The organism is Enterococcus sp. AZ126 (assembly GCF_051714545.1).
In the GTDB taxonomy this organism is placed as follows: Bacteria; Bacillota; Bacilli; order Lactobacillales; family Enterococcaceae; genus Enterococcus_L.
The window spans coordinates 1,618,335-1,638,415 of sequence record NZ_JBIOSB010000001.1; the positions used below are offsets into that span (position 1 = coordinate 1,618,335).

The following is a 20,081-nucleotide window of genomic DNA, read 5'->3' on the forward strand; positions in this document are numbered from 1 at the left end:
ATAAAAATATATTTAAATCACTGTTCAAGCTGATTTGTTTATTATTCTATAATTATTAATTTTCCTTTAAGAAATAAAAAATTTTCTTTATTTTTTAATTTTTTTATGAGTTTCCTCTACTTTATTTTTTACAAAGTGTCTAAAAAAAAGATGTGAAACAAAAGTAAAATTCACTTTTGTTTCACACCCTAAATACGAATAAATGGTGATGTAAAAGCAGCCACTATGCTCCGCTTCAAGCACATCAAATTCTAAGTACTAGACACTAAAATTTGAAGGTTCCGAAAAGCTGAAATTTCTCGAAGCTAAACGCCTTTGTCCTAATCTAGTTTTTCTTATTTTGATTCTTTTTACTTATTTAGAAGTATGTATTTCTAAATAAGTTCCTGTTTTTTTTTTGATTTTTTGTTGGTTCACAATTAAAAATGTGGTAAACATTTTTTGTAGCAAGAAACGATCATGCGAAACAATTAGCATTGTCCCTTCAAATGATTCTAGTATTTCTTCTATCTCTTCTCTTGTTTCGATGTCTAAATGATTAGTCGGTTCATCTAATACTAAAAAATTCACCTCATTGTGCATCAGTTTGGCTAATTCCAAACGAATTTTTTCACCACCACTTAAAAAACGAACTTGTTTCATGACATCTTCACTATAAAAAGAGTACTTAGCTAACGCACGACGACTTTCTTGTTCACTTAGAGAACAAGCTTCACTGAACGTTTGTACTATAGTTTGTTTAGGATCATCATAAGTAATGACTTGTGGTAAATAGCCTACTTGGAGGTTCGTTCCTCTTTTGATTTCACCACTATCAACCGTTTCTAATGCTAGCGCAAGTTTCAGAAAAGTACTCTTTCCTACACCATTTTCTCCTATGATCGCTGCGTGTTCTTTCCAAAATAATGAAACTTCTGCCTGATCAAATAACAGTTGATTTGCGTAGCTTTTACTGACTTCCTTAAACTGAAGAACTTCTTTACCCGAGCGGTTCGTTTCTTTAAATTTTTTACCTAATTTGGCTGTTTCATTTCTAGGTTTTGGAATTTTTTGAATTTTTTCTAAACGTCTCTCGAGTTGCTTGGCCTTTTTGAAGAATTTTTCATTATCCCCTTCGTTTCCCCATTGTCGAAAACGACGAATTGCTAGTTTCAATTTTTGAACTTCTTTTTGTTGCTCCGCAAAATCTTTTCTAAGCTTTTCAAGTTGTTCTTCTTTTTGGTGTTTATATGCAGAGTAATTCCCTTTGTATTCTTGTATACGACCATCCTCTAATTCTACAATTTTTTCCACTGTATGGTCTAAAAATAACCGATCATGTGAAACAATCAGATACGCTGTTTTCTCGTGAGTCAAGTAGCCTTCCAGCCAAGCTATTCTTTTAGCATCAAGATGATTGGTTGGCTCATCTAGCAATACAAGATCATTTTCCTGTAGTAAAATCCTCGCTAAACAAACGATCGTCTGTTCACCGCCGCTTAATTCTGAAAGCTTTTTAGGTAACAATTCATTAATCATCAAACCATTAGCAATCATTTCTAGCCGATTGTCCATTTTGTAACCGCCAGCTTGTTGAAATTCTTCTTGTTTTTGACCATAACGACTCATTATTTTTTCTAAGTCACATTCTGGCATCATCATCTGTTCCTCCAACCGCGTTAATTGACTTTGAATCGAATTAAGTACTGTGAATGTTTCGAGTAAATAGTCCTTGACCATCTGCTCGCCCAATTCTGGTATCTGAGCTAAGTATCCAATACGGCTATTTTTCTTGCAGCTGACCGTTCCTGAATCAACGGTTTCAATTCCTGTAATGATTTTTAAAATGGTCGATTTTCCTGAACCATTCGTACCGATCAGCCCTATTTTTTCTCCCTTATTTATTTGTAAATTTACTTCTTCAAAAAGTGGATCTGTTCCATAATTTTTAGTTATTCTTTGTAATTGTACTACCATACTCTCCTCTTTCTGCCATTCAGACAGATCACCTTGTAGATATCATTTTGTTTTAAATTAGTTTTAGCTGATTTTTTGGATACACAAAAAAGCTGAACCATATTCTCCGTTCAACCTTCATCATTTACTATTAGCTAGAGATTTCCACTGACTTCTGTGCGCAAAAATCACTATGTTCGTTATTTTATGACTGATTTCGTTTAAGTAAATAAGTCTGAATGGTCTGTTTTATTTAATTTTTTATCTATTTTTGGACATACTTGTCCCTTGAGATAAAAAATCGGAAATAATAACATGACAAAAAGCTAGGTACGCTATTATATAAGAAAAGCTTGCTGTTATTTTTGACATGTTGACCATTGTACTTATTCACCACCTTCATCATTTCTTGGTTTTATTGTAGCATGCTCCTTTGAATTGTGCAAAATTCAAATGGACTTTAGTGGTTCCTTTATTGATAGCGTTTTAATCGTTCTTCTAAACTGCCAGTATGAAGTTCAAATAGATGATGATCGAAATCGTAGAAGTAAATAGAATTTGCTTCCCCTGCTACTCGCTGGCGTCCTTCTTTTATTTCCAATCCCAAAGCATTGATTTTTTCTAAATAATTGTCATACTCACTTTCTTCAATTTTAAAGGCAACGTGGTTGTATGTCTTTATTGGCAATGAATCTCCTTGCATAATGGCTATCCAAAGATCGTCAATCAAGAAAAATTTTTCTTGCGCTAACGAAAACGTATTTACACCACTTGAATAGACTTCTTTTGCAGTAAATATTTCTTCAAAAAATAAAGTAGCTTTATCTAAATTTTGAACGATAAAGGTTATGTGACTGATCATTATTTCCACTTACTTTCCTATTTATAATGAAGAATAGACGAAAATTAGAAACTAAGCTTATCGATGAATAAGGTTGGGACAGAAGTATTTAACTCCGAGAAATCAGACGGAGCTGCTTGTGCTCCCAACGTATATTCGGGTTCCTTAAGGCTAGGGAGTTATACCCTAGCCTCATTCTCTTTTTATTCACTTATCAGGGTTATTTCATATCGAGATCGATCTATTTTGAAATGGTTTGATATCTTGTATGCATTAAAAACAAATCGTTTCTTCTTCGGTTTCTGTCTTTTCTCCATGTGCTTTTTTTGCTGTTAATAACGCCATATTTTTAAAAGAATCATTTAAACCGATCCCACCTTTTTTCGGCATTTTTACAATGGCTACTTGATTTTTATAGCTAGCTGTTGCTGGATTTTCAACAGACATTGCTGCAACTGCTGGAATGCCATATTGATTAAAGGAGATTGCTAATTTAGCTGCCATTTCACCAAAGTTCGGATACTGCATGGCCGGACCACAAAGAACAGCATCTGCTTCAAATTTTTTAGCAAAACCAACAAATTTTTTCGTCACTTCTTCTTGATTGTCTAAATAGTACTGATCTCCGCAATAAAGTGTCGCAACGATTTGAGCATCATTTTCTTCAAAATAGGGGCTTAAGGTTTGTCCTGGCCCCATAGTTGTTTTCTTTCCCCCAGGAGCAAGATGTGCGTTTTCATCACTACCCATTCCGGCTTGCACATGGTTTAATACCAGTATAATTCTTTTCATCAAAGAACCTTCTTTCTAAATATCATCAAAGTCAAAATCGTCGAAGTCAATATCTTCTTCTTCTTTGATCTCAACTGCTTGCGCTTCTTCGCGTAAATATTGATCATCCATCACTTTGATAAAGGGATAATAAATAAACATTCCTAAAACAAATAGTATCGCTTGTAAAGCAGCACCTTGCCAGCCGCTTACCAAAAATCCAGAGAATATGATCGGTGTTGTCCATGGCAATTGGATCCCGTTTGTCAATGGAACTAATCCCCAGTTCATTGCAAAATAGGCAATAATAATATTGATTGTCGGCACTAAAACAAAGGGAATTAATATCAATGGATTCAAAACGATCGGTAATCCAAAAATAATCGGTTCATTGATTCCAAAAATCCCAGGTACTAAAGACAATTGTGATAGTTTTTTGATCCGTTGACTCTTACAAAATATGACCATTACTACGATCAATGATAGTGTAGAACCAGCACCGCCAAATGTGGCGAACATGTCTTGAAATTGTCCTGTGATGATGTTTGGAATTTCTTGTCCATGTTTGTACGCATCCAAATTTTCAACTGATAATGCTCTCAAAACTGGATTAAAGACTGCACCAACGACACTGCTTCCGTTGATTCCAAAGAACCAGAAAAAATGCAAGAATACATAAGCAATGATCATCGCTCCGAGTGTATTTCCTAAAGCTAATAAAGGCGTTTGTAAAAAATCAAAAATAATTGCTTGTAAGCTTCCATATGAGGTTAAACTAACGAACCAATCTGCCACGAAAAAAATCATGACTACAATAAAACTTGGAATCAAGGCTTCAAAAGATTTCACCACAGTTGGCGGCACACCTTCTGGCATTTTTATCGTCCAGCCTTTACTTAAAACCCAGACAAAGATCCTTGTGGAAATCAATGCTACGATCATCCCTAAGAATAATCCGTTAGAACCCATCCATTTTAGTGGAAGACTGGCAACTTCAATTAGTTGTTCTGTGCCTTCTGGCGTGTACTCAGTGTAATAAGGCGTTACAATGAAAAATGACACCAATGCAATAATCCCCGCTTGCATCGCATCTACTTTAAATTGTCGTCCTAAACTATAGGAAATACCGACCACCGCTAAAATTGTCATCACATCAAAACTTGCATTGGCAGGAACAGCCATATGCTGCGCCCAGTCAGCTCCTAAAATTGCTGACATCCACTGATCCCATTGAGGTAGCGGAAAGTTTGCAATCAAAAGAAAAAGCGATCCTACGATCAATAATGGCGTAGATAATAAAAAGCCATCACGAATCGCAACAAGATATTTGTTTTCTCCGATAACCTTGGCCATCGGCGTCAAGACACGTTCTAACCAGTCCAAAAACTTTTTCATATAAGTGCGCTCCAGTCTTCGTTATTTTTTGTTTGATTTAATTAATTTCAACGCTTCTTTTAATGCTTTTTCACCATCCATCATGCCATAGATTTCTGGTGTGATTGCGGCCACCGGAATTCCTTGTGGTGTAAATTGCTCTTTTGTTTTTTCTAGTAAAAAGCGAACTTGAGGACCTAACAAAATTGCGACTGGTTTTTCCTGATCCACTACTTCTTGTGCTCTTGCAACTGGAAATGCTGTGATCTCTAAAGGCATTTGATGCTTTTCCACTACTTCCATCATTTTATTGACCATAATACTTGTAGACATCCCTGCATCACAAAATAGATAAATTTTCTTTTTACTCATATTCTTCTCTCCTTCATTTTTTATTAATCAACAGGTGCTTTGATTCTTTTTTCGTATGCATCCAACCATTCTTGCGTGATTGGTTCAATAATCGTTTGATGATTTTCACCCATGTTTGCTAGATAGATTGCTGGTTTTTCTTGGTCATTGACTACACTGAATGTAAATTCAACATTGGTCGCAACCCCCCATTGTCCACTATTATTCATGGCAACCAATGAGAATGCGCCAGCTTTGCCGTAGCGTTTTGTTAATTTATCATGAAATGTATAGACAGCTTGATCACAAGCTTCTTGTGGGGTTTTACCTTCTCCCATCAAACGAACAATTTCATAAGCTAAACAGCCTTTCATCAAATCTTCACCTAATCCCGTAGCTGTTGCGCCACCGATCTCACTGTCTACATAAAAACCTGAACCAGATAGCGGTGAGTCTCCTACACGACCTGGCTTTTTCATAAATAAACCAGAACTTGATGTTCCAGCAGCCATACTACCTTTTTTATCCAGCGAAATCGCACCGATCGTATCATGGCCATCGTAAGGACTTAAATTATTTTTAGCGATTTCTTCCACTCTTTTTTCCCAAATTTGATGAGCTCGTTCAGTCAGCATGTTTTTTCGCTCAAAACCATTTAACATCGCATACTTCGTTGCGCCATCTCCTACTCTAAAACTATTAAACTTTTCATCACTTAATTTTCGGGCAACTGAGATCGGATTTTTGGTATCTGTGATTCCTGCAACTGCGCCAATTTTGAATGTATCGCCATCCATATAAGCTGCATCCATTTCTAAAATCCCCTCAGCATTAGGTAAACCACCAAAACCAACTGATTTATAATATGGATAATCTTCCACAGTCTGAATGGTCGTTTCAATTGCATCTCCTGCTTGCCCATTGTTTGTCAGTAACTCACTCGCTTTTACCACACCATCATGTGCCATACGCCAAGTAGCGATTATTCCCCATGACATCTACATCCACATCCTTTAAAATAGCGTTTTCAAACTTTTATAATTGCATTATACACGATATATACATTTTAGTATATACTAAAATAAAATTTACTAGTAAAAAAGTAGAATGAGATGAACGTACGAAACGTTTCTATCTTATCCTACTTTTTATCGGGCAATTTATCGTTTAATTTTTTGTTGTTTTAAATTTTACTGCTGTACCATAAGCCGCTACGGATTGCATATCGGTCCCAATCGATCCAGAATCAAAACGCATCATCACGACTGCATCTGCACCTAATTTTTCAGCATTGCTTTTTAACCTTTCAATGGCAGTCTCTCTGGATTCTTCTAGCATTTCAGTATAAGCTTGAATTTCGCCGCCTACGATATTTTTTAAATTCGCCCCAATATTTTTAAAAATATTTTTAGAATGAGTCGTCAACCCAAAAACCTCTCCTAATATCTCGTACTCTTTTCCCGGGATTTTTTCTGTTGTTGTAATTAACATTATTATTCCTCCATTCATTTTATTTCATACATTTACCTTTGCAAAATCCCTTTTTTCGCAGCTAACGAACGAATTTTCCGTCAGCTCTCATTCGTTATCTCTACTTTTCATATTTATTTTATAGTATCAAGAATATCGCTTTACAACTACTAAAACGCTTCGCTTGGTAGCAAATAAGGGCCTTTTTTATTGCTTTCTAAACACCTGTTGTAAACTACAATTATTGAAACGATATATCTGAGTTGATAAGCGTATCTTTTTCTTATTTTTTTTTTGAAAAGTATACTTAATTAAAATATATATGTCATTCATGATAGTTCAGAAGGAGGAATTTTATATGAACACAAACGAAACGTTACACAGTTCAAATACGAAACTTTTTGGCGCTGCCGTATTGATGCTTGTTGGCTTTTGGGGATTAGTGACTTTTTCTTGGGCCTGGTGGGGACTTTTTCTTGGGAGTGCCCTTGCTTGGATGTTAGCTTTTGGAAAAGATAGTAAAGCAGTATTTCACGTACCACGTAAATTATGGGTGATTCCTGTCGCCGTTATTAGTTATTTTATTGTAAGTATATTGATTGGACTATTATCGAAAAAATTAGGATTTAATTGGGTGGCAAATCCTGCATCTGGCCACTTAAGTACTATTATTTTTATGATTCCCTTTATGTTGATGGGAGAAGAATTATTAGGCATTGGTGTACTTGAGGCTGCTCAAAGCAAAGGGCTTTCACTAACAGTTAGTAGTTTAGTAAGTGCTCTAATTTTTGGTCTAATACACATTCCGTCATACTGGGATGGCTCTTGGTTTTCTACGATGACCCACGTTTTACTTCTACAAGGCGTGGCCCGTTTGATTTTAAATAGCGTCTACTTGAAAACTGGCAGGAGTATTTGGGGATCATGGCTTGCTCATTTACTTATTGATTTGATTGCTTTATCGATAGCAATGTAATCAGCATGTATAACTAAAAATAGCCAATCTCATTGAAGCAAATAAGAGACTGGCTATTTTTAGTTTCATCTTTATTTTTCTATGGCTAGTTTATAAAGTGCTAAGGTATAAATTTCTAGGTTTAATAGTAAATCTTTTAAATCCATATATTCATTTTTATTATGAGCGATCCCTTTTTGACCTGGAAATGACGGGCCAAAGGCGACGATATTCGGCATTGTTCGAGCATAAGTTGCACCAGTTGTCGTAACAGGTGTACCATCTAAACCGGTAACCTCTTCATAAACATCTGCTAATGCAAGAACGTTCGGATCATCTTTTGGAAAATTAGTCCCTTTCATGCTTCTTATAACAGCTAATTGTGTATCCTCTAATAAAACGTCTTTCACTCGTGCAAGGATTTCTTCCTCTTGAAATGTCACTGGATAGCGAATTGCAATGGATAATGACATTCCATCTGCTTTTTTATGCAATTCATAAGGTGTAAGGATGAGTTTTCCTGAATCCTTATCAGCTAAAGCTAGATTCAAACCTTCCCCAAAATGTTTCTCATATAAACAATCAACCATCCATTTAAAATACGCTTTGAGTGATTCACTTAAACTTGCTTCACTCATCAGATTTTTGGCTAGCAACGTAATTGCATTTTCACCTAATTCCGGTGCATTCGTGGGTGCTCGTTTGCCAATTACTTCAACTTGGTGACCATTTTTTAATTCTATTGATAATTCGTCGGGTACATGGTCTTTAGCTTGATCGCCTTTGATTGAACCAAGAACGGACAAATCTATTTCTGAAAATGGTGTTGTTAGTTCAATATTGACGATCCCACGCTCACCATATACCACTGGATATTTGCAGTCTGGCGTAAATCCAAAAGTCGGTGGACACTCTTTTGCTAAGTATAATGGCAAATCAGCTGAACCACTTTCTTCGTCGGTTCCAAAAATAATACGAATTGTTTTGTCTAAAGGAATATCTAATTCTTTTAGTAATTTCAATCCATATAAACATGCAAACGCTGGGCCTTTATTATCCAAAATCCCTCTGCCAAATAACCGACCGTCTTTTTCGCTTAAATGAAACGGCGGAAAATCCCAGCCATTACCAGCAGGAACTACATCTAAATGTCCGACAACCCCAATGTATTCTTGTTCATTTCCATATTGTGCAAAGCCAACTGCATCTTTAACCATTGTTGTTTGAAAACCATAACTTTCAGCTAAAGCTAACGTTTTTTCTAAGGCTTTTTTTGGTTCTATCCCAAAAGGAGCGTTCACTTTTGCCTTACCTTTGACACTGGGGATTTCCATGATTTGGTTTAACTCTTGTAAAAAATGTTGTTGATTTTTTTTGATTGCGTCTTGAATGCGCGCTCTGATCATATCCATTTGATTCACCTGACTTTTTTTATTGGCATGCTAATTGATCGTGCGGTGCAGCGTATTTTTAAAGGTGTAACGATCCGCACGATAATATGATGTATCATATAAAATAGGTGTAGCTGTGACAGAATACGTAATGGAATGAACCATTAAAAGTGGTTCTCCTATATTAACTTTAAGCAGAGGACTTAACTCTTCTGTTACTAAAATCGCTTCGACTTCTTGATGTGAATAGGCGATTTCGATTTGTTTTTCAATCAAGGTAAAAAGTGAACCTTCTAATTGTTTTTCTGTCACTTCCGGTAAATAAATCGATCGAATATAAAGATCCTCTACTGTCATTGGTTCGTTATCAAATGAACGTAAACGAACTAAATGGTACACTTCTTCTTGACCATTCAATTGTAAAGCCCTTGTCACTTCATCTGGTACATCTGCCAGAGGTTCAAAGCTGATCACTTCTGTCTTTGATGTTTTTCCATAAGATTTAGCTGCCTCTGTAAACCCTTGTAGTCCAGCACGTCCACTTTGAACTTTTTGCTGGGTCATCACATAGGTTCCTTTTCCTTTTTGTTTCACTAAAATGTTTCTAGATATCAGCTCATCGATTGCTTTTCTGACCGTTAAACGACTGACGCCAAATTCTTTCGCTAAATCATATTCAGAAGGTAAACGCTGTGAACTAATATAAAGTCCTTTATCGATTTTCCCTTGAATTTGCTTCGCAACTTCTTGAAAGACACTTTGTTTTTTTGCCATATTCATTCTCCTGTCTAATCATATATCCTTAACTTCATTATAATCGAAAGTCGTTTCAAGAACTATCTTCGCATTGATTTACCATTCATAAAAAGCAGTATTTGTGGATACACCTGGAGAGACGCTAACAAAGGCACACGCGTCAGCTTCACTAATGGCTGCGTTCAATTGTTTCAACTCTTTTTTAGCTACAACAACCACTAATAATTTCTTTTGCTGGTGATCAAAAGCTCCTTCTACGTCATTGATAACGGTGATGCCTCTTTTTAAGATATGATGCAATTCGTCAATAACATATTCAGCTTGATCCGTCACAATCATGACCTGAACTTTCTGCTGTTTTGTATTGACATAATCAACCATACGACCACTAATAAATACAGATAATGCACTATAAAATGCAAATTGCCAACCATAAAGAAAACCTGCGGCAAATTGTACACATAAATTAAAAACAATAAAAACAGTTCCGATACTTTTTCCTGTCAATTTTCTAACAACGATCCCGATGATATCTAGTCCGCCTGTTGAGAAATCACTTTTCAATGTGATGCCAACAGATATCCCGTGCAATACACCACCGAACACTGCACAAATTACAGGATCGGTCGTTAGCGGAACAACTGGGATCAAACGCATAAATAATGAGGTCATAAAAACAGCAAAAATTGTATAAACAGTAAATTCACGATCGATTTTAAACCAAGAGAGGACAAGTAATGGTATATTGAAGAACAAAACCAACAATGGTATCGACACTGACACACCTTGTGTCGTTTTTAAAACAGTCGAAATCAATTGAGACAACCCTGTGATGCCGTTAGCATAAATATTTCCCGGCAGCCAAAAAATATTTAAAGCCAGTGAAGACAAAAAGGCATATGCTAGCGCTATCAATAATTTATACGCTACCAAATTTTTGATGGTAAGAATCTCCTTTCCTAACTTTTTTCTTCATTATACTAGGTATATACTTTTTTGTATATACTAAAAAAGAATTCATTAGCATGTATGTGAGGCTCTCGTCATTTATTACGCTTCATAAAATTGACTCTATCTATTCAACGTTGGTTTAACGGCGGTACTTTTGCATCTTACTTCAATTACATAAAAAGGAAAAAAACACGATCTGCCTTCTTTTCATATCAACAGAAAATGACTTCGTTCTCTCAATATACACAACTTCTTTACCTAACTCGATGAAATGCCCTACATGTCTTTATTCTTAAATTTTTCTGACAAATTTCACTAATAGTCTTTCATAAAAAAGGATGGGACAGAAGTGTCTAATCCCGAAAAAATAAGAATGAATTCATGAAATTTGACGAGCAATTCTCATGAATTTCAGCTTATTTTCGAAAGGATTGCTTCTGATCCCACCATTTATAGGAGTTCCAGGTGAATGGAATATGACTCAAAGCGTTATGTCTCACTCAAAAAAATTATTTGAATAAGTAACTTAAATTCATTTTTTGTATCCTATTTAATAAACCAATAATCCCTAGATTTTAGTCACTTATTTAGATTTTTTCTTCTGAATCCGAAACATTTTATCAATCTCCGTAACGAGTAAAACACATATTCCAGCCAATATAGTGATTCCCCATTCTAAAACTGTAAGTCCTTCTGTTTGAAAAACGACTTGCATAAAAGGAACGTAAGTTAAAATAACTTGGAAAAATAGCATTACTCCAATAATTTTAAAAACCATTGGATTGCTAAAAAAATCTTTTGAAAAAATTAGTTTAGCTGTTCGAATGTTAAATAAATAGAAGATTTTACACATCACAATGATGTTCACCATCATAGTACTTGCAGTGGCCTGATTGGCTCCTTCATTGATTAGCCAATCATATGACAATAAACTGATCAAAGCGATTAATATCGAGACATAGGCCATTTGAATAATATCATGGCGATTTAGCAAAGTCCCACCAGTTTTTCGTGGTTTTCTACTCATAATCCCCTCTTCAGCAGGTTCAAATATAAACGAAAATTGAATCGTAATTGCTGAAACCATATTAATCCATAGTAATTGAGTGGGTTGTAAAGGCATCTCCTTTTGCATCATAATAGTAAAGGCAATAATTAAACCTTCCGCAAAAGATGTAGGTAACAGAAACAAAATACTTTTTTTGATATTGTCGTAAATTCGGCGTCCTTCCCGAATCGCAACAGATATTGTTGAAAAATTATCGTTTGTTAAAATCATATCAGCAGAATCTTTTGCGACATCCGTTCCTTTAATTCCCATTGCAACACCTATATCTGCTCTTTTTAACGCAGGCGCATCATTAACACCATCACCGGTCATCGCAGTTACTCTTCCATTTGCCTGCAGAGCTTCCACAATTTCTAATTTATTTGTAGGCGTTGTGCGAGCAAAAACTTGGTGATTTAAGACTACTTTTTTTAATTGTTCAAATGATAACTCATCTATCTCTGGTCCTGTAATAACATTGATTACTGGCGCTAAACCTAAACGTTCACCTATAGTTTTGGCAGTCAATGGATGATCTCCTGTAATCATTTTCACATCAATCCCTGCTTTTCTCATGTCTGCTAAAGAATCGATAACTTCTTCACGAGGCGGGTCGATAATTCCGGCTAGGCCGATCAACTGGATCCCATCCTTCAATAAGTCGTGCGTTACTTCATCTGTAGTAGATGAAACTTTTTTATATCCAACAGCGACTACTCGCTTCCCTTGCTCGGACAGTACTTTAACTCGCTGATTCCACTTCTCTAACGGAAAGTCGTTCTCTACAGCTTGTGCCATAGGAAATAATTTGTCTGGAGATCCTTTAATGAAAAGGATGCGTTCTTTTTGCTTATTTTCTACTAATTTTGCCATATAACGATAATCCGAATCAAAAGGGAGCATATCAAGTTCTTTGTAATCTGGACGTTGTTCGATCGGAAATACTTTGTGATATAAAGTTAAAAACGATCCATCGGTGGGTTCTCCATTGATCCCCCAGATCCCATCATCACACGTTAAAACAGTATCATTTGCCTCAAATCCTGCTTCTAAAAACAGTTTTAACAAATGTGTTATTTCCGAGCGATGACCTGATTCCATAATATCCCCTTTTGGTTCATACCCGTTACCTGAAACTTGATAAGTTGTATCACCAATTATGATGTCTGTGACCGTCATTTCATTTTTCGTCAAGGTTCCTGTTTTATCAGTAGCTATAACATCCACTGATCCAAGTGTCTCTACTGCAGGCAAAGTCTTCACGATTGTGTGTTTATTTTTAGCCATATCGCTAACTCCCATCGCTAAAACAACGGAGGTTGTAGCGGGAAGCCCTTCTGGAATTGAACCAACGATCATTGTAACAACTGCCAATGATAATACTGATAGTGAATATGTTTCAACAAGCAAACTGAAGATAAATAGAAAAATAGCTGCCCCCATTATCACATAAGTAATTCCCTTACCCAATCGATCAATCTCTTGCATTAGAGGTGTTTTTCGTTCTTTTACCTCATTCACTTCTTTTGAAATTTTACCAATTTCCGTATTTTCTCCAGTCGCAATAACTATACCTAATCCACTTCCATTGGTTACAGAGGTTGAAGCAAATGCTATATTGAGACGTTCAGCTAAAGGCGTTTTTTCATCCACTAATGGTTCGGCAGTTTTTTCTACGGAATCTGCTTCTCCTGTTAAAGCAGATTCTTGTATTCTTAAATTATCAGTATCAACAATTCTTAAATCAGCTGGTATATTATCTCCTGCTTCTAAAAATACAACATCTCCTACAACTAATTCTTCGGTTGGTATATCTATTCTTAATCCATCTCTATAAACAGTTGTCTCAGAGGAGAGCAGCTCTTTAATTCTTTCTAGTGCATCAGACGCATTAGACTCTTGGTAGTAACCGATCAGAGCATTGATAATCACTACAATACCGATAATCACAGAGTCTGAGTAATGTCCCATAAAAAAAGTCAACAAGGCTGACAGAAGTAAGATATAAATAATCATGTTGTTAAATTGTCTGATTAGTAATTTCCATTTAGGTGTTCTTTCACTCTTTAGTTTATTCGGTCCATTTTCTTTTAAACGTTGGGCTGCCGTTTGTTTACTTAAGCCTTGCCCTAAATCCTCTAATCCATATTTTTTTTGGATTTCGGATGCTGTCAATAGATAATCTGATTTATACATTTCACATTCCTCACAATTTAATTGAATTTTGATACGCTAAATAGGCACCTTATCATTTTGAATGACAACGCACTTAGGTAAAGTTATTCTTTTAAATAATAGGGAACATTATAATTCAGTGTCGAATCGCTCTCGTCTGAATCGTCTGACATTATTACCACCTCCACATTCAAGTTAAAGTAAAGAATATCAAACCGCTTCCATTTTGTCAAATCAGGCTATTTCTATTTGTTGAAGCTTTTGATTGATTTTAATTCTTTTGACTCACGCATCGTTTGATTCCTCTAAGTGAGGGCGAAAATTTTTATTTATTTTCTAAGGAGTTGCTTTTTTCGCTGTTTATTCGGATTCCTAAAGGCTGGGATATAACTCGTAGAGTTATGTCCCAGCCTCTGTAATCCTAATGAAGAAATAGGCGTATAAATCTCCCTAAGTGGTTATTCACCTGTTAGAATACGTTGTATATACCATATCATTTTTTTCATATACTTGCTTAAATTTTAAATTCACGGGTCCCTCGAATTCATTAAATAGACGAATTCCCTTACCTAAAATTGTTGGTATGGTCGTAAGAATATACGTATCAATCAACTTCGCTTCGACTAATGGTGCGATAATACTAGCTCCACCAACGACCCAAATGGCTTCTCCATTTTGCTCTTTTAAGTCTTGTATTAACTCAACAGGCGTTTGACTTGTAAAGATCAGTTTTTCAGTGTTTTCCTCTGGATGGCTCGTAATAATATAAGATGACTGCTCTTCATAAGGATATTGATCTGATGATAACTCATTCACCACTTGATCATATGTCGTTCGTCCCATCACGACTGTATCGATTTTTTTCATCAATTCTTGATAACTAGTATCTTCTTCCACGGCTTCAATACCGCCACCTAAAAAGTCGATGCTACCATCCGCTTCTGCGATATACCCATCAATACTTGCTGCTATATATAAGATAACTTCTCTACTCATAAAATCTCCTCCTAAGTTGTTTACACAGTTCCATATCCTTTTAATACTCTGAACTGTTTATTGTACTAGTTTTATTTTTCTAGTCAACTAAACTGTTCACTAAAAAAAGTATCGCTAAAATGGCAAGAATTTGCTCAGTTAGCGATACTTTTATGTCCTAATGATGTTGCTCAAACCGTTTATTCGGATTCCTTAAAGCTAGGATATAACGCGTAGAGGTATACCTTAGCCTCTTTCAAGTAGCAAGAAAATAATAATGAGTTTATTACAGTTTTGGGGAAGATACGAGCAATCATGTATCAACAGTAATGAGTGCTCATTCTTTTTTCTTACTCATTTGTAAAAATCGTTTTTTTAAATTAAATTCGCATCTTTTAATAATTCTTCAATATAGCTTCCTCTAATTTTCTTCAACGCTTCTTTTTCAACAATTCGATCTACTAAAGGCATGTCCATTTCAGCCAATCCTTTTTGATCATTCAGATAGTAAAGTGTTTCTAAAACAGTCCGTGCATCGAAAGAGGATGCAAACACTTCTGGAACACCACGGTCAATATTTAACAATGTATAAACAGCTTCCATCGCCGTTCTAACCGAATATTCTGTAGTAAAAACAGTATCGCGATCCGTTTCTGCAAAATTACCAATAAAGGCCAAATTTTGTGATCCTTTTGGTACGACCAATGGACGGTCACCCACAGCTCTTGGCATAAAGTAAGATGTGATATATGGCATATGGCTTGGTACTGTATTCGCAGCATTTGCCGCAATATCATGAATTTCATCGGTTGGAACACCAATGTGGTAAAGCCATTCTTCGCACAATTCGATTCCTGAACATTCCGTAATGTTTTTCTTCACAAAATCACCTTTTTTGTCTGAGAAAAGACCATATACCCAAACGATGGTTTCATTTGGTTTTTGTGCTTTGAAAACAGGTTGTCGACTAATCGAATAACCATAAAACCAGCTGGAATCTTTAATTGTGACAGGTCCACTTGTTACAATTGATCCACTATGAGGATTTTTCTTACTTATATTTTCAATATATGGTAAGACACGATCATCTGTAAGCGTAATGGTTCCTGAAATCACCCAGTTTGCTTCTGGAATGTTCTCACAGAATTTTTCTGGTCTACCAAAATCCGTGTCTTGTTCAGCCAAAGCTTTCCATAATGCCCACGAAGCGCCTAATTCATGCTTAGGATTAGCTGGAGCTAGATTACTTCCGTACGTAGTACTTTCTGTAATAGAGCCATTCGTTACAAAAACTAAATCATCTTCAGTCAAATAAAAATTTTGTTCAACGCCATCAACAACTAACTCTAATAAAGTAGCTATTTTTTTATCTTCTTCTTTTTTTACAACCACATTTGTGACGACAGTATTGTATTGAAATTGAACATTATGTTCTTGTAGATAGTGAATCAATGGTTTTACTAACGATTCATATTGATTATATTTAGTAAATCTTAACGATGACATGTCCGCTAATGCTCCTACATGATGCACAAATCTTAATAGATAGCGACGCATTTCCATCGCTGAAGCCCATGGTTCAAAAGCAAACATTGATGCCCAGTATAACCAAAAGTTTGATTCAAAAAATTCTGGACTGAATACCTCGTTAATTTTTTTATCATTTAACTCTTCTTCAGTCATTAAGACTAATGCTAAAACCTCTTTGATGTCTTTTTTCGATAAAGTAAGTTGTCCATCTGTAGCCATTCTCGTTCCTTTGTTTTCAATCACACGAGCATGAGAAAAACTTGGATCTTCTTTCGCTATCCAGAAAAATTCATCTAAAACTGTAGCATTTTCAGTATCTAAAGATGGAATAGAGCGGAATAAATCCCACAATGTTTCAAAATGTTCTTCCATTTCTCGGCCACCGCGCATCACAAATCCATTTTCTGGTTGTACTGCAGCGTCAAGACTTCCTCCAGGTAACGATAACTCTTCTAAGATATGAATATTTTCACCAGGCATTTGTCCGTCACGAATCAAAAAGACAGCAGCTGCTAGCGATGCTAAACCAGATCCAACTAAATACGCTGATTTTCCTTCAACACCTTCTGGTTTTTTAGGATGTGCAAATGCTTGATAATTCCCATTAGAATGATACATATTTAACGCCCTCCTCGAGCTATCTATCCTATTTTTCTATATAAACTCTTGTTAATTTATAGTAATTCTGACTCTTGTAGTAATTCTTCTATGAATGTACCCTCTATTTTTTTCAGTTCGTGCTTTTCGATCAATCCAGCTAGTAATGGTACTTTTAGCTCTTTGATTCCTTTTTTGTCATTTAAGTAGTAAGAAGCTTTTAAGAGCATTCTGATATCATAAGATGACGCAAATACTTCTGGAACACCTCGATCAACCTCTAACAATGTATAAACAGCTTCCATCGCAGTTCTGACTGAATATTCTGTTGTAAAAACAGTATCTCTTTCAGTTTCAGCAAAGTTACCAATAAAGGCTAAATTTTTAGATCCTTCTGGAATCACCAATGGACGGTCACCATTTGCTCTAGGCATAAAGTACGATGTAATATATGGCATATAACAAGGAACTGTATTACAAGAATTAATTGCTAAATCCGCAATTTCGTTTACTGGTACACCCATTTGGTATAACCATTCTTGTGCAATTTCATTTCCTGTACATTCTGTAATTGACTTTTTAATATAATCTCCTGGTTTGTCAGATAGCAATGCATAAACCCAAACGACTAACTGATCTTTTGGCTGACTCTTGAAATGAGGCTGTCTGTTTAATGTATAACTCATTTTCCAATTTGAATCCTCCGCATGAACGATCCCGCCTGTCACTACTTTGCCTGCATAGGGATCTCTTTTACTGATTTTTTCAATATAAGGAGCAATTTTTTCATCTAGGGTTGTAATTGTCGCCGAAACAAACCAGCTTTCTGAAGGTAAGTTTTCACAGAATTTCTCTGGATGACCAAAGGCTGGATCTTGTTGTGCAAGTCTCTTCCATAGCGTCCAACTTCCTCCTAGCTCATGTGTTGGAGACGCTGGTGTATCATTATTACCATACGTCGAACTTTCTGTAATAGAACCATTCGTTACAAAGACTAAATCATTTTCACTTAATTCAATCGTTTGTTCTTTTCCTTCACATGTTACAAGGATGCGTTGCGCTACTTTTTCATTGTTTTTTGTGTCAATGATGACATTTTCTACTTTTGTATCGTATTGGAAATGCACTCCGTTATCTTTCAAATAAGTAAGCAGTGGCAAGACAAGGGATTCATATTGATTGTACTTAGTAAATTTTAAAGAAGAAAAATCTGCCAACGCATCGATATGATGAATGAATCGCATCAAATATCTACGCATCTCCATTGCTGAGTGCCAAGTTTCAAAGGCAAACATCGTGCACCAATACGTCCAAAAATTCGACTCAAAAAATTCGTTTGTAAAGACATCGGTAATTTTTTTATCTTGTAATTGATCTTCTTTCATTAAACAAAGTGCAAGAATTTCTTTCGTTGCCGTTTCACTTAGTGTTAGTTCCCCATCAGTCGGAAAACGTTCTCCTTGGTTATGGATCAGTCTGCAGTGAGATGAATTTGGATCTTCTTTATTTAACCAGTAAAATTCATCTAAAACAGATGCGTCTTCGATCTCTAATGATGGAATTGAACGGTATAAGTCCCATAAACATTCAAAATGACTTTCCATTTCTCGGCCGCCTCTTGTAACAAAGCCATATTCTTGCTTGTAGACGCCGTCTAATGAACCTCCCGTAATTGGTAGTTCTTCCAAGATGTGGATTTTTTCACCTTTTACTTGACCATCTCTAATTAAAAATGCTGCTGCAGATAGTGATGCTAATCCTGATCCGATCAAATAAGCTGAGACTTCATCCGCTTTTTTTGGTTTTTTAGGTTTAGCAAAAGCTTCATAATTTCCATTACTTCTGTACATAGTATTGCCTCCCTTTCTTTGATAAATTTATTTTAACAAAATTAAACAGCAGAAATATGCGTTTTCTGTCGCATGATGCGACAACCAAAATTTAAACTGTCATAAATTGAAATATAAGCGAAAAGAATCTCTTTCCTGTACAATATAAATTGAATACATCTGAGTTTGAGCTACCAAGGAGGGATCTTTTTGTTTGATTTAGAAAAAGTCCAATCACTAAATGAGCTGGAAATGCTTGTTTATCACTATATCTTAGAAAATATGGACACTATTCCAAAGTTGACGATTCGCCAACTTTCTGTAAATTGTCATGTTTCTACCTCCACCATTTTACGTTTTTGTTCAAAAATGGGATTCGATGGTTTTTCAGAATTGAAATATGCTTTAAAAAAAGAAGAGCAAGATAAGCATCAGTCATTTGAACAGTATTATGCTGCAACAGTTCATGTTGATTCTTTTTTAAAACGCCTGAATCAGCAAACTTACTATGAAACATTGAAACCTGCGATCACAATGATCATATCCGCACGCCATATTGTTTTTTCCGGTATCGGAACAAGTGGAATTTTAGGGACTTATGGTAGTCGCTATTTTGCAAATATGGGTATCAATACTTATAGCATCAGTGATCCATTTACGCCCATCCCCCAAAGAGGATTTGAAAATACATTAGCTCTCATTTTATCCGTTTCTGGAGAAACATCTGAGTTAATCAAACAAGTGACAGATTTTAGACGATCGGGTGCTAAAATTCTAAGTATCACCAATGATGAACATTCAACGATCGCTCGTTTAGCTGATTACAACATTTCTTATTATATGCCTGATGAACGATCGATCTATACTGATCCGTCTATTAATATCACCACGCAAATTCCAGTTATCGCGCTCATAGAACTACTTGCTCATCAAGCCAGTAAAGAATTTTCTAAAACAGCTGAACAACAAAAGGACATACCTGACTAAATTAGTTAAAGCTGATCAAACGATCGAAGTTTTGACAAAAAATGAAAGAGTTGCTATGGTTTTTACAGAAAGTCTGCTGTGTGTTAAAAACGAAATATCATTGAGGAATGAACCGATATCTAGACTATTATAAAGAAGGAGTGTG

16 protein-coding genes are annotated in these 20,081 nt (G+C 35.7%); 2 read left to right on the forward strand and 14 right to left on the reverse strand.

Annotation, left to right across the window (positions count from 1 at the left end; all coding sequences use genetic code 11):
- Window positions 1–354 precede the first annotated feature (354 nt).
- The 7 genes from abc-f to IGI43_RS07845 form a co-directional block, all read right to left on the reverse strand.
- The gene (gene abc-f / locus IGI43_RS07815) at window positions 355–1,956 is read right to left on the reverse strand and encodes a ribosomal protection-like ABC-F family protein (RefSeq protein WP_438757248.1); all 1,602 of its coding nucleotides are present in this window, start codon (window positions 1,954–1,956) and stop codon (window positions 355–357) included.
- 451 nt (window positions 1,957–2,407) lie between these two features.
- Window positions 2,408–2,797, reverse strand: coding sequence for a FosX/FosE/FosI family fosfomycin resistance hydrolase (gene fosX, locus IGI43_RS07820; RefSeq protein ID WP_438757249.1), 390 nt, complete (start codon window positions 2,795–2,797; stop codon window positions 2,408–2,410).
- Between the two features lie 252 nt (window positions 2,798–3,049).
- Entirely contained in the window at window positions 3,050–3,568 is a 519-nt protein-coding gene (locus tag IGI43_RS07825; RefSeq protein WP_438757250.1) for a GrdB-related putative oxidoreductase, read from the reverse strand.
- A gap of 15 nt (window positions 3,569–3,583) precedes the next feature.
- Window positions 3,584–4,942, reverse strand: coding sequence for a PTS cellobiose transporter subunit IIC (gene celB / locus IGI43_RS07830; RefSeq protein ID WP_438757251.1), 1,359 nt, complete (start codon window positions 4,940–4,942; stop codon window positions 3,584–3,586).
- A 21-nt stretch (window positions 4,943–4,963) separates the two neighbouring features.
- On the reverse strand, window positions 4,964–5,293 hold the full coding sequence (locus tag IGI43_RS07835) for a PTS sugar transporter subunit IIB (protein WP_438757252.1): 330 nt from the start codon (window positions 5,291–5,293) through the stop codon (window positions 4,964–4,966).
- Between the two features lie 23 nt (window positions 5,294–5,316).
- The gene (locus IGI43_RS07840) at window positions 5,317–6,270 is read right to left on the reverse strand and encodes a N(4)-(beta-N-acetylglucosaminyl)-L-asparaginase (RefSeq protein ID WP_438757253.1); all 954 of its coding nucleotides are present in this window, start codon (window positions 6,268–6,270) and stop codon (window positions 5,317–5,319) included.
- Between the two features lie 169 nt (window positions 6,271–6,439).
- Window positions 6,440–6,763, reverse strand: coding sequence for a heavy metal-binding domain-containing protein (locus IGI43_RS07845; RefSeq protein ID WP_438757254.1), 324 nt, complete (start codon window positions 6,761–6,763; stop codon window positions 6,440–6,442).
- 337 nt (window positions 6,764–7,100) lie between these two features.
- Between IGI43_RS07845 and IGI43_RS07850 the strand changes: the two genes are divergently transcribed.
- A complete protein-coding gene (locus IGI43_RS07850) occupies window positions 7,101–7,718 on the forward strand; it encodes a CPBP family intramembrane glutamic endopeptidase (protein ID WP_438757255.1) in 618 nt (205 codons plus the stop codon).
- A 71-nt stretch (window positions 7,719–7,789) separates the two neighbouring features.
- On the opposite strand, the gene IGI43_RS07855 is transcribed toward IGI43_RS07850, so the two are convergent.
- The 7 genes from IGI43_RS07855 to IGI43_RS07885 all read right to left on the reverse strand — a co-directional run bounded on the left by IGI43_RS07855 (window position 7,790) and on the right by IGI43_RS07885 (window position 18,970).
- Entirely contained in the window at window positions 7,790–9,103 is a 1,314-nt protein-coding gene (locus IGI43_RS07855; RefSeq protein WP_438758830.1) for a Sapep family Mn(2+)-dependent dipeptidase, read from the reverse strand.
- Between the two features lie 36 nt (window positions 9,104–9,139).
- The gene (locus IGI43_RS07860; RefSeq protein WP_438757256.1) at window positions 9,140–9,862 is read right to left on the reverse strand and encodes a GntR family transcriptional regulator, LSA1692 subfamily; all 723 of its coding nucleotides are present in this window, start codon (window positions 9,860–9,862) and stop codon (window positions 9,140–9,142) included.
- Window positions 9,863–9,940: 78 nt separating this feature from the next.
- A complete protein-coding gene (locus tag IGI43_RS07865; protein ID WP_438757257.1) occupies window positions 9,941–10,759 on the reverse strand; it encodes a YitT family protein in 819 nt (272 codons plus the stop codon).
- Between the two features lie 619 nt (window positions 10,760–11,378).
- Complete coding sequence (locus IGI43_RS07870) at window positions 11,379–14,039, reverse strand: HAD-IC family P-type ATPase (protein WP_438757258.1); 2,661 nt, start codon at window positions 14,037–14,039, stop codon at window positions 11,379–11,381.
- A gap of 441 nt (window positions 14,040–14,480) precedes the next feature.
- Window positions 14,481–15,014, reverse strand: coding sequence for a dihydrofolate reductase family protein (locus IGI43_RS07875; RefSeq protein ID WP_438757259.1), 534 nt, complete (start codon window positions 15,012–15,014; stop codon window positions 14,481–14,483).
- Between the two features lie 354 nt (window positions 15,015–15,368).
- The gene (locus IGI43_RS07880; RefSeq protein ID WP_438757260.1) at window positions 15,369–17,141 is read right to left on the reverse strand and encodes an oleate hydratase; all 1,773 of its coding nucleotides are present in this window, start codon (window positions 17,139–17,141) and stop codon (window positions 15,369–15,371) included.
- 56 nt (window positions 17,142–17,197) lie between these two features.
- Window positions 17,198–18,970, reverse strand: a complete 1,773-nt coding sequence (locus IGI43_RS07885; protein WP_438757261.1) for an oleate hydratase — start codon at window positions 18,968–18,970, stop codon at window positions 17,198–17,200.
- A gap of 189 nt (window positions 18,971–19,159) precedes the next feature.
- On the opposite strand from IGI43_RS07885, the gene IGI43_RS07890 reads away from it, so the two are divergent.
- Complete coding sequence (locus IGI43_RS07890) at window positions 19,160–19,936, forward strand: MurR/RpiR family transcriptional regulator (protein ID WP_438757262.1); 777 nt, start codon at window positions 19,160–19,162, stop codon at window positions 19,934–19,936.
- Window positions 19,937–20,081: the final 145 nt, after the last annotated feature.